Raw genomic sequence first — 14,697 nt, 5'->3', positions numbered from 1 at the left:
AGAGGTGACACCGTGAACCCACCGTCCAGCGCGGCCGCCATCGCGGCTCCGCGAACGGGAGAGCGACTGCACGTGGCGGTCGAGACCTCGGCGGGTGAGACCTACCTGATCGCGTTCATCGACAGCGCCCGCGACGGCGGATGCGAGCCGTGCGAGCTGTCCCCGGACGAGGCCAGGGACCTGGCCAGAGCGGTGCTGCGGCTGCTCGAAGTCGCGGACGGGCAGGTCGCGTTCCCCCTCCCGCGCTCCGACCAGCAGCTCAACCTCGCGATCGAGACCGACGACCGCGAGCCCTACCTGGTCACCTGGCTCGGCCGCACGGCGTGCGAGGCCGGCTACGAGCCCAGCGAACTCAGCGGCGCCGAGGCCAGGCAGCTGGCGCGCGCTCTGCAGGACCTCGCCGACGTCGCCGAAGGCGCATGACGAAGGCCCCGACCGATCCGGTCGGGGCCTCCGTCGAGCGGGTCAGACCCGGGCGGTCTGCTTCTTGCGGCTCGCCAGGTAGCCGACGACCACCGCGATCGCCAGCGGTGGCGTGATGTAGAGGGCGATGCGCGTCTCGGAGTCGAAGGCCAGCAGCACGACGACGAACGCCAGGAACGCCAGCACCACGTAGTTGGAGTACGGCGCCAGCGGCATCCGGAAGCTGCCCTGGGTCAGGTCACCGCGCGCGACCTTGCGGCGGTAGCCCAGGTGCGAGATGAGGATCATCCCCCACGTGAAGATGGCCCCCACGGTGCTCGCGCTGGTGATGTAGGTGAACGCCTGCTCCGGCGCGAGGTAGTTGAGGGCGACGCCGATCAGCATCGCGCAGAACGTCACGCCGATCGCCCGCGCGGGAACCGCCCGGCCGGAGAGCTGCCCGAGCCTGCGCGGCGCCTGCCCGTCCTCGGACAGGGTGCGCAGCATGCGGCCGGTGGAGTAGATGCCGCTGTTGCACGACGACAGCGCGGCGGTGGTGACCACGAAGTTGATGACACCCGCGGCGGCAGGGATGCCGATCAGCGTGAAGGCGTGCACGAACGGGCTGCCGCTGGCCGGGAACTGGTGCCACGGCACCAGCGCGGTCAGCGCGATCAGGGCGCCCACGTAGAAGATCAGGATCCGCAGCATCACCGAGTTGATGGCGCGCGGCAGCACCTTCTGCGGATTGGCGCTCTCGCTGGCGGTCTGGCCGACCATCTCCACGCCCACGAACGCGAACATGACGATCTGGAAGGCCAGCAGCGAGGACGCGGTGCCGTTGGGGAACCAGCCGCCCTGGCCCCAGATGTTGCTCAGCGACGCGGTGTCGCCGACGTTGGAGAAGCCGAACACCAGGATCAGCGCGGTGAGCACGATCAGCCCGACGATCGCCAGCACCTTGATCAGCGCGAACCAGAACTCGAACTCGCCGAAGAGCTTCACGGCGATCAGGTTGACCGCGCTGAGCACGATCAGCGCCCCGAGCGCCGGGATCCACTGCGGGACCTCCGGGAACCAGAACTGGAAGTACTCACCGACCGCGGTGATCTCGGCCATGCCGGTCACGATCCACACCAGCCAGTAGCCCCACCCGGTGGCGAATCGCGCCCACGGGCCCACGAACTCGCCCGCGTACTCCGCGAACGAGCCGCTGACCGGCCGGTACATCAGCAGCTCACCCAGCGCGCGCATGACGAAGAAGATCATCACGCCGGCGATGGCGTAGATCAGGATCAGCCCGGGGCCGACCTGGTGCAGCGCCTTGCCGGAGCCGAGGAACAACCCGACACCGATCGCGCCACCGATGGCGATCATGTTGATGTGCCGAGTGCTGAGGTCTCTCTTGTACTCGGCCACTGGTTGGCTCATGGGAGTGAAGCTCCTTCATGGACACAGGGCGGTGGTGGGGCGACGGGAAGTTTTCATGAAAACTTCCCGTCACCCCACCAATCTCCGGCGCGTTCCGCCGGTGGGTTCGCCGAGATGATCCACCCGTCGCCGACCTGCGGCAAGAGATCGCGCAATTCCGAAAGGACAACTTCGCCGGGCGCGATCGGTCCACATCGGAGCGTGAAGAAAAAACGCCGCATTCCGGACGCGGTGGACCGGAATGCGGCGTTTCGCTCAGACGATCAGAGGTTCGGGTAGAGCGGGTGCTTGGCGGCCAGGGCCTCCACCCGGGCGCGCAGCTCAGCGCTGATCGACTCGTCGAAGTTCGGCTTGAGGGCCTGCGCGATCACCTCGGCGACCTCGGTGAACTCCTCCTTGCCGAAGCCGCGGGTGGCCAGGGCCGGGGTGCCGATCCGCAGACCCGAGGTGACCATCGGCGGCCGGGGGTCGTTCGGGACCGCGTTGCGGTTCACGGTGATGCCGATCTCGTGCAGCCGGTCCTCGGCCTGCTTGCCGTCCAGCTCGGAGTGGCGCAGGTCCACCAGCACCAGGTGCACGTCGGTGCCGCCGGAGACAAGCGAGACGCCGGCCTCGGTGGAGTCGGCGGCCAGCAGGCGCTCGGCCAGGATGCGGGCGCCCTCGACCGTCCGGCGCTGGCGGTCCTTGAACTCCTCACCCGCGGCGATCTTGAAGGCCACCGCCTTGCCCGCGATGACGTGCTCCAGCGGGCCGCCCTGCTGACCGGGGAAGACCGCGGAGTTGAACTTCTTGGTGAACTCCTCGTCGTTGGACAGGATCACACCACCGCGCGGGCCGCCCAGGGTCTTGTGCGTGGTCGTGGTGACCACGTGCGCGTGCGGCACCGGCGACGGGTGCACGCCGGCGGCCACCAGGCCCGCGAAGTGCGCCATGTCGACCATCAGGTACGCGCCGACCTCGTCGGCGATCTCCCGGAACCGCTTGAAGTCCAGCTGGCGCGGGTAGGCCGACCAGCCCGCGACGATCAGCTGCGGCTTGTTCTCCCGCGCCAGGCGAGCGACCTCGTCCATGTCGACCCGGTGGTCGGACTCGGTGACGTGGTACGGCACGACGTTGTAGAGCTTGCCGGAGAAGTTGATCCGCATGCCGTGGGTGAGGTGACCACCGTGGGCGAGGTCGAGGCCCATGATCGTGTCGCCCGGCTTGAGCAGCGCGAACATCGCCGCCGCGTTCGCCTGCGCACCCGAGTGCGGCTGCACGTTGGCGTAGGTGGCGCCGAAGAGGTCCTTGATCCGGTCGATCGCCAGCTGCTCGACGACGTCGACGTGCTCGCAGCCGCCGTAGTAGCGCTTGCCCGGGTAGCCCTCGGCGTACTTGTTGGTCAGCACGGAGCCCTGCGCCTGCAGCACGGCCTGCGGCGCGAAGTTCTCCGAGGCGATCATCTCCAGGGTGTTCTGCTGGCGACCCAGCTCGGCGCCGACCGCCGCTGCCACCTCCGGGTCAACCGCTGCCAGGGCATCGTTGAACAGATCCGGGTTCGACATCAGTGTGTGCCTCCTGTTTCTTTCTTTCAGTCAGGCGTTGCGGCGGTAGAACGGCAGCTCGACGACCTGGGCCGCGACGCTGCGGCCCCGGATGTCGACCTGCAGGGGCGTGCCGGGCTCGCTGAGCTCCCGGTCGACGTAGGCCATCCCGATGGGATGCCCGAGGGTGGGGGACGGGGCGCCGCTGGTGACCTCGCCGACCTCGGCGCCGTCGGCGTCGAGGACGCGGTAGCCGTGGCGCGGTGCCCGCCGACCCTCGGCGGTCAGTCCCACCAGGGTGCGCTCGGTGGGCTTCTCGGCAACCGCGGCCAGCGCGGACTTGCCGACGAAGTCGCCTTCCTTGTCGAGCTTGACCACTCGACCGAGGTTCGCGTGGTACGGCGTCAGCTCGGCGGACAGCTCGTTGCCGTAGAGCGGCATGGCGGATTCGAGGCGCAGGGTGTCGCGGCAGGACAGGCCGGCCGGCTGCAGGTCGTGCTCGGCGCCGGAGTCGGTCAGCGCCTGCCACACGGCCACGGCGTCGCCGGGCGCGGTGAACAGCTCGAAGCCGTCCTCGCCGGTGTAGCCGGTGCGGGCCAGCAGGACGTCCTTGCCCGCGACGGTCGCCGTGTAGCCCGCGAAGTACTTCACGGTGCTCAGGTCGGTGTCGGTGAGCGGCGCCAGGATCGCCACCGCGTTCGGGCCCTGCACCGCGAGCAGCGCGTAGTCGTCGGAGGCGTCGGTGTGCGTGGCGTCGAAGCCGCTGACCCGCTCGGCGAGCTCGGCGGAGACCACGGCCGCGTTGGCGGCGTTGGCCACGACCAGGAACTCCTGCTCGGCGAGGCGGTAGACGATCAGGTCGTCGAGCACGCCGCCGGACTCGTTGCAGATCATGGTGTAGCGGGCGCGGCCGGGCGTGATGGCCGAGGCGTTGGCGACCAGCGCGTAGTCCAGGGCTTCGGCGGCCTGCGGGCCGCTGATCAGGATCTCGCCCATGTGCGTGAGGTCGAACAGGCCGGCGCTGGTGCGGACGGCGTTGTGCTCGGCGGTGTCGCCGCTGTAGCGGAGCGGCATCTGCCAGCCGGCGAACTCGGTGAAGGTGGCGCCGAGGGCTTCGTGCACCTCGTGCAGCGGCGTCTGTCGGGGCGACGACATCGGTGAAACTCCTCCTGATGGGCGTGCCGGTCGGCAGTCGAGGGCCGGTCAGCTCACGCGCCCAACCTTATCCGGGGCGCCTCGACCCCCGACCGGCGCGGGATGCGCTGGTCGGGCGGGGTCTCCCCGGAGTCATTGGCCTGAGAGTTTCACCACCCGGGAGGGCGGTTTGCACCGTGGGCGAGGAGCGCGATGCTCCTGCTTTTCTCCGTGATTCGCCTGGTGTCCTGCGGTAACGGTGCCTGAGAGTTTACTGGGGAGTATTGCTCCTTCGGCGCCTCGTCCGGCGAGGACGAGGTCTCTCCCGCGAGACGTCATCGGCGCGGTATTCGGTTGTACCGCTCACAGACGCTACGAATCGGCGCTCCCCCGGTCAACAGGAAGACCGAGTGATCTCGACCCTTGCGCACCGGGTTCTGACTTGAGAGGCGCGTTCTCACCAAGTAGCGAAAAGCCCCAGTGCGCGCCGCAATGCCTCGTCGACCTCTTCGATCTCCTCTCTCGTCAAAGTTCCTGCTTGTTGGCCGAACCGCTGCAGGGGATCGACGGCCTGGATCTGTTCCACCAGGACACGTGTTCGTTGATCTCCGATGCGAATCTCGGGGCGGTGTGCGGCAGGACGTGCGCTGGTCGACGTCGGCGCGGCGATCACGGTGGAGGTCAGGAGCGCGTCCGACTGCAAGATCACGGCGAAGCGCCGACCGCGCTGCTCGTGACCTCGTGCGTTGGGGTTGTCCTTCAATCGGTAAACGTCACCACGCATCGCCCGCGCCCATCGCTTCGCGGGCTGCGTTGACCTCGGCGAGGTCTTCTGGATCTTGAAGCAGTCTGGCGGATTCCTCTCGCATCTGTTCGTTGACGAGGTGTCGATACGACACGTCCAGCGCATAGCGGATGGCGCTGTTGCGTGAGCTGCCATCGCTCATGAGGGCAGCCAGTTTCCGCTCGGCGCTGTCGTCGAGGCGGACGGTGAAGCTGGTGGACATGCCCCAACGATACGCGGCGTGAACCGGACTGAGAACCAAAAGTGGTTCGCTCGATGGTGTCCCGCTTGGTTCAGCTTTCGCCGGTGAGATCTCCGAGTTGGGCTTCGAGGCCGTCGATGAGGGCCGTGAGGGCGAGTTCGAAGCTCGCGGCGTCGATCTCCGCTGCTTTCTGGTGGAGCAGGTGAGCTCTGCTGAGGTGCGGGAAGCGGTTGGCGTAGACCGTCGCGTCGGCGGGGAAGCCGCCGCTGAAGGATCCCATGGCCGAGCCGACGACCAGGTACTTCGTCGAGGCGCCGATCATCGTGGCGTAGCGCTGAGGCCAGCCGGCGCGGGTGAGGCCGCCGTGCACCGCGTCGGCGGCGCGCAGGGCCGAATCGCGGCGGGCCGGGCCGTAGGCGATGAAGGGGACAAGGTTGGGGTGGCCGACCAGGGCCGCTCGGTAGGAGCGGGCCCAGGTGCGGAGGCCGGTGGTCCAGTCCTGGTCGAAGCCGGAGACGTCGACCCCGCTCATCACCTCGTCGGCGATCTCGTGCAGCAGGTCTTCCTTGGTGGAGACGTGGTTGTACAGCGAGGCGGCGCGCACTTCCAGGCGTTCGGCGAGCCTGCGCATCGAGAGCGCTTCCAGGCCCTCGGCGTCGATGAGGTCGAGCCCGACCTTCCGGATGCGTTCCGGGGAGAGCAGCGGTGTGCTGGGTCTGGGCAACGTTCGTCTCCTCACCGGAACCGGAACCCTTGCGGCGTGCGCCGGGACGGTTCTAGGCTGCCACAAAACTAACGGCGTTAGTTACCGGCCTGCAGGGAAAGGAACGACGCGATGGTCGACTTCTCGCTCACCGACACCGAGCGCGACATCCGCGACTGGGTGCGCAACTTCGTCCAGCGGGAGCTCATGCCGCTGGAACCGGAGGTGCTGCGCAGGGAGCGGGCCGGTCAGCGCGGGCTCACCAAGGACGAGCTGCTCGAACTCCAGAACAAGGCCAAGGAGGCCGGGTTCTGGGGAGTGCAGACGCCCGAGGAGTACGGCGGCATGGACCTCTCGGCGGTCATGACGGCGCTGATCGAGGTCGAGCTCGGCCGCACCTACGTGCCGTTCCGCTTCGGCGGCTACGCCGACAACATCCTCTACTACGCCAACGAGGAGCAGAAGCAGCGCTACTTGCTGCCGACCATCGAAGGCACCCGCAAGTCCTGCTTCGCCATCACCGAACCCGGCGCGGGTTCGGACGCCAAGAACCTGCGCGCCACGGCCGTCCGCGACGGTGACGACTGGGTCATCAACGGCGAGAAGACCTTCATCACCGGCGGCATCGACGCCGACTTCGTGATGGTCTTCGCCGTCACCGACCGGGACAAGGGCGCCAACGGCGGCGTCACCTGCTTCCTCGTCGACCGCGACATGGGCTGGAAGTCCGAGCCCATCGACATCATGGGACCCGACGAGCGCCAGCCGGCCGCGCTGGTGTTCGACAACGTCCGGGTGCCCGCCGAGAACGTGCTCGGCGAGGTGGGCAACGGGTTCGGACTGGCCATGCAGTGGATCGGCCGCGGCCGCTACCTGCTCCCGGCCCGGGCGCTGGGGGCCTGCGAGCGGCTGGTCGAGATGGGTTCGGAATACGCGCAGAACCGCGAGACCTTCGGCGCGCCGATCGCCGACCGGCAGGCCATCCAGTGGATGATCGCCGACTCCGCGGTGGAGATCGAGGCGCTGCGCTGGCTCATCCTGCAAGCCGCGTGGCAGGTCGACCAGGGCATGGACTCCCGGCACGCGCAGTCCATCGCCAAGCTGTTCGGCGCCACGCACGCCAACCAGATCGTCGACCGGATCCTGCAGATCCACGGCGGGATGGGCTACACCAAGGAGCTCCCGGTCGAGCGCTGGTACCGAGACCTGCGACTGCTCCGGATCTTCGAGGGCACCGACGAGATCCAGCGCCGCACCATCGCGCGCAACGTGCTCAAGGGCCACGCAAGCATCAGCGGTGTCCTCGGCTGACGCGAGTGGGGAAGTTTTCATGAAAACTTCCCCACCCCCGTCGACACGCCACGCGTGAGTCGTGGGTGATTTGTCGGTACCCTGTGTGGCAACGGCCTCGATACATCGGGAGTGATGATGTCGCTGTTCAAGAAGGTCACCGACTTCGCCAAGAGCCCGCAGGGCAAGAAGGTCGTTGACCAGGCCAAGAAGTACGCGTCCGACCCCAAGAACAAGGAAAAGATCGACCAGGTCAAGAACAAGTTCATGGGCAAGGGCGGCTCCGGCTCCCAGGGTGGGCACCACTGAGCGGAAGTCCCAGGAACGGCTCCCGGCTTCACGGCCGGGAGCCGTTTTTTGTTGCCGCCGGGGCGATCGACAGTAGAGTCCGATCCCGGGACGTTCTCGAAGGCGAGCAGCACGGAGGTCGTGATGGGCAGCGCTTACGTCGCCGGGACGTTCGACACCAAAGGTGCCGAACTGGGCTACGTCGCCGAACTCATCGCCCGAGGGCACCCGGTCATCACCGTCGACCTCTCCACCAGCGCTGAGCGCTCCTCGGCCGCCGACGTCGCGGCCGCCGAAATCGCCGCGCACCACCCCGAAGGCGCCGACGCGGTGTTCACCGGCGACCGCGGCACGGCCGTGACCGCCATGGCCGAGGCGTTCGCGCGCTACCTGGCCGAACGCGACGTCGACGGCATCATCGGGCTCGGCGGTTCCGGCGGGACCGCGCTGATCACCCCCGCCATGCGGGAACTCCCGGTCGGCGTGCCCAAGATGATGGTGTCCACCGTCGCTTCCGGGGACGTGTCCGGGTACGTCGACGCCACCGACATCGCGATGTTCCCCTCGGTCACCGACGTCGCAGGGCTCAACCGGATCTCCCGCCGCGTCCTGGCCAACGCCGCGCACGCGCTGCTCGGCGCCATCAGCCACCCGATGCCGCAGGCCGAGGACAAGCCCGCCGTGGCGCTGTCGATGTTCGGCGTCACCACGCCCGCCGTCGTCGCCGCCGCCGACCAGCTCGCCGCCGAGCACGACCCGCTGGTCTTCCACGCGACCGGGACCGGCGGTCGAGCGATGGAGAAGCTGGTCGACGACGGCCTCGTGCGCGCCGTCCTGGACATCACCACCACCGAGATCTGCGACCTCATCGCGGGCGGCGTGATGAGCGCGGGCGACCAGCGGCTCGACGCCATCGCCCGCACCCGGGTCCCCTACGTCGGCTCCTGCGGAGCGCTGGACATGGTGAACTTCGGTGCGCGGGAGACCGTTCCGGAGCGCTACCGCGACCGCACCCTCTACGTGCACAACCCCCAGGTCACGCTCATGCGCACCACGCCGCAGGAGTGCCGGGAGATCGGCGCGTTCATCGCGCGCAAGCTCAACGCCTGCCAAGGCCCTGTCCGCTTCCTGCTGCCGACCGGCGGTGTGTCCATGTTGGACGCACCCGGACAGCCCTTCCACGACCCCGAAGCGGACGCCGCGCTGTTCGACACCATCGAGCGCGAGGTCCAGCAGACCGAGGACCGGCGCGTGCTGCGGGTGGACCACAACGTCAACGACGAGGAGTTCGTCACGGCGCTGCTGGCAGCATTCCGTGAAATCCTGGAACCGCAGGGAAAACCCCACAGCGCTGAGGCACATCCCGGCACGACACTGGAGAAGCGATGAACGGATTCGATCGCGCGGAACTGCTGCGCGAGTTCCACGCCAAGGCCCAGCGCGGCGAACCGATCGTCGGTGGCGGCGCCGGAACCGGGCTGTCGGCCAAGTGCGAAGAAGACGGCGGCATCGACCTCATCGTCATCTACAACTCCGGCCGCTACCGGATGGCCGGACGCGGCTCGCTCGCCGGACTGCTCGCCTACGGCAACGCCAACGACATCGTCGTCGAGATGGCCCGCGAAGTGCTGCCCGTCGTGCAGCGCACCCCGGTGCTCGCCGGGGTCAACGGCACCGACCCGTTCATGCTGCGCGAGCACTTCCTGCGCGAACTCCGCGAACTCGGATTCGCCGGCATCCAGAACTTCCCGACCGTGGGACTCATCGACGGCACCTTCCGGGCCAACCTGGAGGAGACCGGCATGGGCTACGGGCTGGAGGTCGAGCTAGTCGCCGCCGCCCGCGAAGCCGACCTGCTCACCACGCCCTACGTCTTCTCCGCCGACGACGCCCGGCTGATGACCGAAGCCGGAGCCGACATCATCGTCTGCCACATGGGCCTGACCACCGGCGGCTCCATCGGCGCCGAAACCGCCAAAACCCTCGACGACTGCGTGCGGCTCATCGACGAGTGGTCCGAAGCCGCCGCCGAGATCCGCGAAGACGTGCTCGTGCTCTGCCACGGCGGGCCCATCGCGACGCCCGCCGACGCCGCCCACGTCCTGTCGAAGACCAAGCGCTGCCACGGCTTCTACGGCGCCAGCAGCATGGAGCGGCTCCCCGTCGAAACCGCCCTCACCGAGCAGACCAAGGCCTTCACCAACATCAAGTTCTAGAAGGGGGAGTGGTCCGGCCGCTTTCGAAGCGGGATCTTCCGGGGTTGGGGGAAGTTTTCATGAAAACTTCCCCCCGATCCGACCCAACCAGCACCAGCACCAGGACCAGGACCAGGAGGAAGCATGCGCAGTTTCGCGAGTGCGGTCATCGAAGCCCCCGTCGAGAAGGTGTGGGAGGTGGTGCGCGACTTCGACGCGCTGCCGGTGTGGCACCCGGCGATCGCCTCCAGCGAGATCGAGGACGGCCTGTCCGCCGCCAGCGTCGGTTGTGTGCGGCGTCTGAAGCTCGCCGACGGGGGTGAGGTGCGGGAGCGGCTCGTCACCCTCGACGACGTCGCTCGCAGCTACACCTACGAGTTCGTGACCAGCCCGTTCCCGGTCCGCAGCTACCGGTCGACGATCCACGTCCTGCCGGTCACGGTGTCCGGGCACAGCTTCGTCGAGTGGTTCGCCGACTTCGACTCCGATGCGGATGTCGAGGCCGAGATGGACAAGACGTTCTCGCAGGGCGTCTACGCCACCGGGCTGAAGGGGCTTGCAGCGCATCTTTCCCGTTGAGGGCCCTTCTGTGGATGAACGTTGCTCAGGGCTGCTCTGAGTGGCTGCGCTTCTGTTGCTGGGCGGTTCGGGTCTACTGAAACTACTCAGTGGTCCTTCTGCTTCGCGGTGCCAGAAGCGGAACCTGAGCGGCTCTCTGGCTCCGGGATCCGAGACTGATGTATGTCCAATACACGGCGCTACGGCTGTCCTCCCCAGAGAGCCGCTGGCGAACCCGCGGCGGTGCCGGTTGCTTGGGTGGGGCACGGAGAAAGCACCTTCGGTGCTTGCCTGACGTGGGGAGGTTTTCATGAAAACTTCGGTCTTGTGCCCCAGCAGGAGCCTCAGAACCCGCGGCGGTGCCAGTTGCTGGGGTGGGAAGTGAGAAACCGGCTTCGCCGGTTGCCTGACGTGGGCTTGTTTCCTGACCGGCCTTGCTCGGTGCGGAAAGTTCAGGGCTGGGGGAGTGCGGTAACACGTTCCGGTTAGAGTCGGGCCGTGCCAAGCAGGTCTACTCCCGCAGACATCGCCCACTCCGATCGGGTCGTGGTGACCGGAGGCTCCGGCTTCGTCGGCCGTGCCGTGGTGCGCGCGTTCATCGAGCGCGGCACGCCCGTCACCATCGTCGACCTGGCGGCGCCGCCCGAGTCCCTGCGGGACCCGCTAGTGACCTTCGTGGAAGGCGACCTGCGCGACGCCGACGTGCGCGAGCGGGCCGTGGCGCCCGGCAGCGCCGGCATCGTCCACCTGGCCGCGATCACCTCGGTGCTCAAGTCCGTCGAGCAGCCCGCTGCGACCTACACCAACAACGTCGAGGTCACCCAGCACCTGCTGGAGCTGGCGCGGGAACGCGAGATCGGGCAGTTCATCCTCGCCTCCACCAACGCCGTGGTCGGCGACATCGGGCACGGCACCATCTCCGAAGCCCTGCCGGTCCGCCCGCTCACGCCCTACGGTGCCACCAAGGCCGCCTGCGAGATGCTGCTGTCCGGATACGCGGGCGCCTACGGGATGTCGACCTGCGCGCTGCGGTTCACCAACATCTACGGGCCCGGCATGGGCCACAAGGACAGCTTCGTGCCCCGCCTCATGCGGGCCGCGCTGGCCGGTGAGGGCGTCGAGGTCTACGGCGACGGCTCGCAGCAGCGCGACTTCGTGCACCTCGATGACGTGGTGCAGGGCGTGCTGGCCGCGTGGGACAAGCAGTACACCGGCACGGCCAGCATCGGCTCGGGCGAGTCGATCACCGTCCTGCAGCTCATCGACGCCGTCCGCGCCGCCACCGACATCGACATCCCCGTCCACCACGTGCCCGCCAAGAACGGCGAGATGCCCGCGGTGATCGTCGACGTGTCCAAGGCGCAGCGCGAGCTCGGCTACCAGCCGGCGATGGAGCTGACTGACGGTCTGCGCACCGTCTGGGTCGACTTCACCAGCGGAGCGCGGTGACGGCCGCGCTCACGCGCGCGCTGCGCCGGCACTGGCTGCTGGCGCTGCTGGTGCTGGCCGGACTCGCGCTGCGGATCGTCACGCAGCTCGCCTACCGGCCTGCGCTGCTCTACATCGACTCGTTCCGCTACCTCGACGACGTCGGGGTGTTCCACCCGGGCGGCATCAACCCGGTCGGCTACGAGTGGTTCCTGTGGCCCCTGCTGGGCATCGGCGGGCTCACCGGCATCGCCGTCGTGCAGCACCTGCTCGGCATCGGCATCGGCATCGGCGTGTACGCGCTGCTGCGCCGCTTTGGCGTCCGCGAGTGGCTGGCCGCGCTCGCCGCCGCGCCGGTGCTCCTGGACGCCTACCAGCTGCAGATCGAGCAGCTGATCATGTCCGACCTGCTGTTCCAGGTGCTGCTGCTGATCGCCGTGTACCTGCTGTGCTGGTGGGGACCGCCGACGCCGAAGATCGCCGCGCTGGCCGGTGGCGTGCTCGCGCTGTCGGTGATGGTGCGCTCGGTGGGCCTGACGCTGGTGCTGCCCGCCGCCCTGTTCGTGCTGCTGGCCACCGGGCTGCGACCGCGTGGCGGCTGGCGGCCGCGGCTGATCGCCTCCGGAGCCCTGGTCGCCGGGTTCGGCGCGGCGGTGCTCGTCTACGCCCTCTACGGCGCGGTCGTCGCGGGCAAGTTCGGCGTCGGAGGTTCCGGCGGCGGCGGAGTGCTCTTCGGCCGCGCGGCCGTCGTGGCGAACTGCGACGAGCTGGAGCTGACCCGCGAAGAGCAGCTGCTGTGCCCCGACGAGCCGCACGAGGTCCGCGAGGAACTCGGCATCGACTTCTACCTGCACCTGTGGGACGTCACCGCCAACGTCGAGAAGCTGCTGCCCGAGGGCACCGACGTCAGCGCCGCGCAGCGCTCGCTCACCAGGAAGGTCGTGCTCGCCCAGCCGCTGGACATCGCCGGCGGCGTCGCCCGCGACTTCGTCAAGGGCTTCGCGCCCACCCGGACGCAGACGGTCGGCGACGTGCCGCTGGACCGCTGGCAGTTCCAGCTCGACTACCCGATGTTCGCGCCCGACTGGTACGTCCGGGAGTGGGCTGAGCTCTACGACGGCAGCGACCTGCACACCGACCGCGACCTCGCCTCCTTCCTGCGCGGCTACCAGCTCGGCGGCGGCTACACCCCCGGCCTGCTGCTCGGAGGAGCGCTGCTGCTGGCGGGCGCGGCCGTGCTCGGCGCGGGCCGCGCGCGGCGCAGCGGACTGCGCGCGGTGACGCTGCTGCCCGCGGGCCTGGTGACCACCTCGCTGCTGACCGCATCGGTCATGGAATTCTCCTGGCGCTACCAACTGCCCGGGCTGGTGCTCATCCCGCTCGCCGGCGCGCTCGGCGCCACCGCGATCTTCGGCCGTCCCGAGGCCACCCGCACACAACCGCGAACGACGCCCTCCGAGGAGAGCCAGATGCTGACGACCTTCCCCGACGAGGTGGACCGGGACGCGCTCGACGAGTACGCGTCCCGCTACGGCGAACACCGGTTCGCGCCGGTGGTCGTGCTGATCGCCGCCTACAACGAGGAGGAGTCGATCGGCGAGGTGCTCGACGCCATCCCGGGCCGCAGCTGCGACCTCGACGTCGACACCCTCGTGGTGGTCGACGGCGCCAAGGACCGCACCGCCGAGGTCTCCCTGGAGCACGGTGCCCACACCTGCGTGGCACCCACCAACCGGGGTCAGGGCGCGGCGCTGCGGCTGGGATACCGGCTGGCCGCGCAGCGCGGCGCGCGCTACGTGATCACCACCGACGCGGACGGCCAGTACGACATCACCGAGCTGCCGAAGCTGCTGCAGCCGCTGATCGACGACCGCGCGGACTTCGTCAGCGGCTCGCGGCGGCTGGGCAGCAACGAGCGCCCGGCGCTGGTCCGCCGCATCGGGACCCACGTCTTCGCGTGGGTCGTCACCGGCCTGACCAGGCAGAAGATCACCGACACGTCGTTCGGGTTCCGCGGCATGAGGGTGGAGGTGCCCAACTCGGTGACCCTGCAGCAGCCGCAGTACCAGTCCTCCGAGCTGCTGGTGGGACTGCTCAGCCACGGCTACCGGGTGCTGGAGCAGCCGATGCGGATGCTGCAGCGCACCGCGGGTGAGAGCAAGAAGGGCTCCAGCCTGAGCTACGGCTACCGCTACGCGAAGGTCGTGCTCGGCACCTGGTGGCGGGAACGCCGCAGCACCGGCCGCGTCCCGGCGGCCGAGAAGATCAGCGAGCGGCCCGCTGCTGTGGCCGAGTGAAGACGAGCCGGTCGATCAGCACGAACTTGATCACGAACATCACCGCGTAGGTCCCGATGAAGGCACCCCACACCACGGCCACCTGAGCCGGCCGGGTGTGGGGGAACGCCGAGGTCGCCGCGATCTCGGCGAGGTGCGTCGCGCCCGCTGCCAGCAGCGCGGTGCCGACCGAGATGACGCCGTAGCGCAGGAGCTCGCCGCGCAGCGCCTCACGTCCACCGCCGCCCCAGGTGCGCCGGTTGAGCGTGAAGTTCGGGATCGCCCCGGCGAACCACGCCAGCACGGTCGAGATCACCGGCGTCGCCCCTAGCGAGTAGCTCAGCAGGAACACGACCTGGCTGATGGCGGTCGCGACCGCCGAGGCCGCTGCGAACCTGCTGATCAACCGCCAGTAGCGAGCGCGGCCGGTGACCGTCTGCTGCGCCACGAGTCCTCCAGAAAAATTCATTCGCACGTGGGATG

Annotated in this window: 15 protein-coding genes and 2 riboswitches; of the genes, 8 read left to right on the top strand and 7 right to left on the bottom strand. The window is 68.8% G+C overall.

Going from position 1 to position 14,697, the window contains the following annotated elements; all coding sequences use genetic code 11:
- Positions 1-12: 12 nt before the first annotated feature.
- A complete protein-coding gene (locus tag ACYVF3_RS14515) occupies positions 13-423 on the top strand; it encodes a hypothetical protein (RefSeq protein ID WP_461154739.1) in 411 nt (136 codons plus the stop codon).
- Positions 424-465: 42 nt separating this feature from the next.
- Here ACYVF3_RS14515 and ACYVF3_RS14510 read toward each other — a convergent pair whose 3' ends face one another.
- From ACYVF3_RS14510 to ACYVF3_RS14485, 6 genes are all read right to left on the bottom strand, one after another.
- A complete protein-coding gene (locus tag ACYVF3_RS14510) occupies positions 466-1,833 on the bottom strand; it encodes an amino acid permease (RefSeq protein ID WP_461154738.1) in 1,368 nt (455 codons plus the stop codon).
- Positions 1,834-2,096: 263 nt separating this feature from the next.
- Positions 2,097-3,377, bottom strand: a complete 1,281-nt coding sequence (glyA, locus tag ACYVF3_RS14505) for a serine hydroxymethyltransferase (RefSeq protein ID WP_461154737.1) — start codon at positions 3,375-3,377, stop codon at positions 2,097-2,099.
- Between the two features lie 30 nt (positions 3,378-3,407).
- On the bottom strand, positions 3,408-4,511 hold the full coding sequence (gene gcvT / locus ACYVF3_RS14500) for a glycine cleavage system aminomethyltransferase GcvT (RefSeq protein WP_461154736.1): 1,104 nt from the start codon (positions 4,509-4,511) through the stop codon (positions 3,408-3,410).
- A 119-nt stretch (positions 4,512-4,630) separates the two neighbouring features.
- Positions 4,631-4,730: riboswitch (glycine riboswitch) on the bottom strand.
- A 1-nt stretch (position 4,731) separates the two neighbouring features.
- A riboswitch (glycine riboswitch) is annotated at positions 4,732-4,828 on the bottom strand.
- A 119-nt stretch (positions 4,829-4,947) separates the two neighbouring features.
- Complete coding sequence (locus ACYVF3_RS14495; protein WP_461154735.1) at positions 4,948-5,253, bottom strand: type II toxin-antitoxin system PemK/MazF family toxin; 306 nt, start codon at positions 5,251-5,253, stop codon at positions 4,948-4,950.
- Positions 5,254-5,263: 10 nt separating this feature from the next.
- Positions 5,264-5,497 carry a hypothetical protein gene (locus tag ACYVF3_RS14490; RefSeq protein ID WP_145737424.1) on the bottom strand — a complete coding sequence of 78 codons (234 nt, stop codon included), beginning with the start codon at positions 5,495-5,497 and terminating at the stop codon, positions 5,264-5,266.
- A 70-nt stretch (positions 5,498-5,567) separates the two neighbouring features.
- Positions 5,568-6,200: a TetR/AcrR family transcriptional regulator gene (locus ACYVF3_RS14485; protein WP_461154734.1), complete on the bottom strand. Its 633-nt coding sequence runs from the start codon at positions 6,198-6,200 to the stop codon at positions 5,568-5,570.
- A 111-nt stretch (positions 6,201-6,311) separates the two neighbouring features.
- On the opposite strand from ACYVF3_RS14485, the gene ACYVF3_RS14480 reads away from it, so the two are divergent.
- The 7 genes from ACYVF3_RS14480 (at position 6,312) to ACYVF3_RS14450 (ending at position 14,235) form a co-directional block, all read left to right on the top strand.
- On the top strand, positions 6,312-7,490 hold the full coding sequence (locus ACYVF3_RS14480) for an acyl-CoA dehydrogenase family protein (protein WP_461154733.1): 1,179 nt from the start codon (positions 6,312-6,314) through the stop codon (positions 7,488-7,490).
- 117 nt (positions 7,491-7,607) lie between these two features.
- Entirely contained in the window at positions 7,608-7,778 is a 171-nt protein-coding gene (locus ACYVF3_RS14475; RefSeq protein ID WP_461154732.1) for a hypothetical protein, read from the top strand.
- Positions 7,779-7,901: 123 nt separating this feature from the next.
- Positions 7,902-9,146 carry a Tm-1-like ATP-binding domain-containing protein gene (locus tag ACYVF3_RS14470; RefSeq protein WP_461154731.1) on the top strand — a complete coding sequence of 415 codons (1,245 nt, stop codon included), beginning with the start codon at positions 7,902-7,904 and terminating at the stop codon, positions 9,144-9,146.
- Positions 9,143-9,973: a phosphoenolpyruvate hydrolase family protein gene (locus tag ACYVF3_RS14465; RefSeq protein WP_461154730.1), complete on the top strand. Its 831-nt coding sequence runs from the start codon at positions 9,143-9,145 to the stop codon at positions 9,971-9,973. Before ACYVF3_RS14470 ends, ACYVF3_RS14465 begins: the two co-directional genes overlap by 4 nt.
- Positions 9,974-10,096: 123 nt before the next feature.
- Positions 10,097-10,531, top strand: a complete 435-nt coding sequence (locus ACYVF3_RS14460) for an SRPBCC family protein (protein ID WP_461154729.1) — start codon at positions 10,097-10,099, stop codon at positions 10,529-10,531.
- 477 nt (positions 10,532-11,008) lie between these two features.
- Positions 11,009-11,959, top strand: a complete 951-nt coding sequence (locus tag ACYVF3_RS14455) for an NAD-dependent epimerase/dehydratase family protein (protein ID WP_461154728.1) — start codon at positions 11,009-11,011, stop codon at positions 11,957-11,959.
- Positions 11,956-14,235: a glycosyltransferase family 2 protein gene (locus tag ACYVF3_RS14450; protein WP_461154727.1), complete on the top strand. Its 2,280-nt coding sequence runs from the start codon at positions 11,956-11,958 to the stop codon at positions 14,233-14,235. Before ACYVF3_RS14455 ends, ACYVF3_RS14450 begins: the two co-directional genes overlap by 4 nt.
- Here ACYVF3_RS14450 and ACYVF3_RS14445 read toward each other — a convergent pair.
- Entirely contained in the window at positions 14,204-14,662 is a 459-nt protein-coding gene (locus tag ACYVF3_RS14445; protein WP_461154726.1) for a GtrA family protein, read from the bottom strand. The genes ACYVF3_RS14450 and ACYVF3_RS14445 overlap by 32 nt on opposite strands.
- Positions 14,663-14,697 lie beyond the last annotated feature (35 nt).

This window comes from Saccharopolyspora tripterygii (genome assembly GCF_054778355.1).
The sequence above is the reverse complement of the archived record's forward strand: the minus strand, read 5'-3'. Positions and strand labels throughout refer to the sequence as shown.

Coding starts and splice junctions, on each gene's coding strand:
- ACYVF3_RS14510 (WP_461154738.1), bottom strand. CDS start 1,833: ATGAGCCAACCAGTGGCCGAGTACAAGAGAGACCTCAGCACTCGGCAC.
- glyA (WP_461154737.1), bottom strand. CDS start 3,377: ATGTCGAACCCGGATCTGTTCAACGATGCCCTGGCAGCGGTTGACCCG.
- gcvT (WP_461154736.1), bottom strand. CDS start 4,511: ATGTCGTCGCCCCGACAGACGCCGCTGCACGAGGTGCACGAAGCCCTC.
- ACYVF3_RS14490 (WP_145737424.1), bottom strand. CDS start 5,497: ATGTCCACCAGCTTCACCGTCCGCCTCGACGACAGCGCCGAGCGGAAA.
- ACYVF3_RS14480 (WP_461154733.1), top strand. CDS start 6,312: ATGGTCGACTTCTCGCTCACCGACACCGAGCGCGACATCCGCGACTGG.
- ACYVF3_RS14475 (WP_461154732.1), top strand. CDS start 7,608: ATGTCGCTGTTCAAGAAGGTCACCGACTTCGCCAAGAGCCCGCAGGGC.
- ACYVF3_RS14470 (WP_461154731.1), top strand. CDS start 7,902: ATGGGCAGCGCTTACGTCGCCGGGACGTTCGACACCAAAGGTGCCGAA.
- ACYVF3_RS14465 (WP_461154730.1), top strand. CDS start 9,143: ATGAACGGATTCGATCGCGCGGAACTGCTGCGCGAGTTCCACGCCAAG.
- ACYVF3_RS14460 (WP_461154729.1), top strand. CDS start 10,097: ATGCGCAGTTTCGCGAGTGCGGTCATCGAAGCCCCCGTCGAGAAGGTG.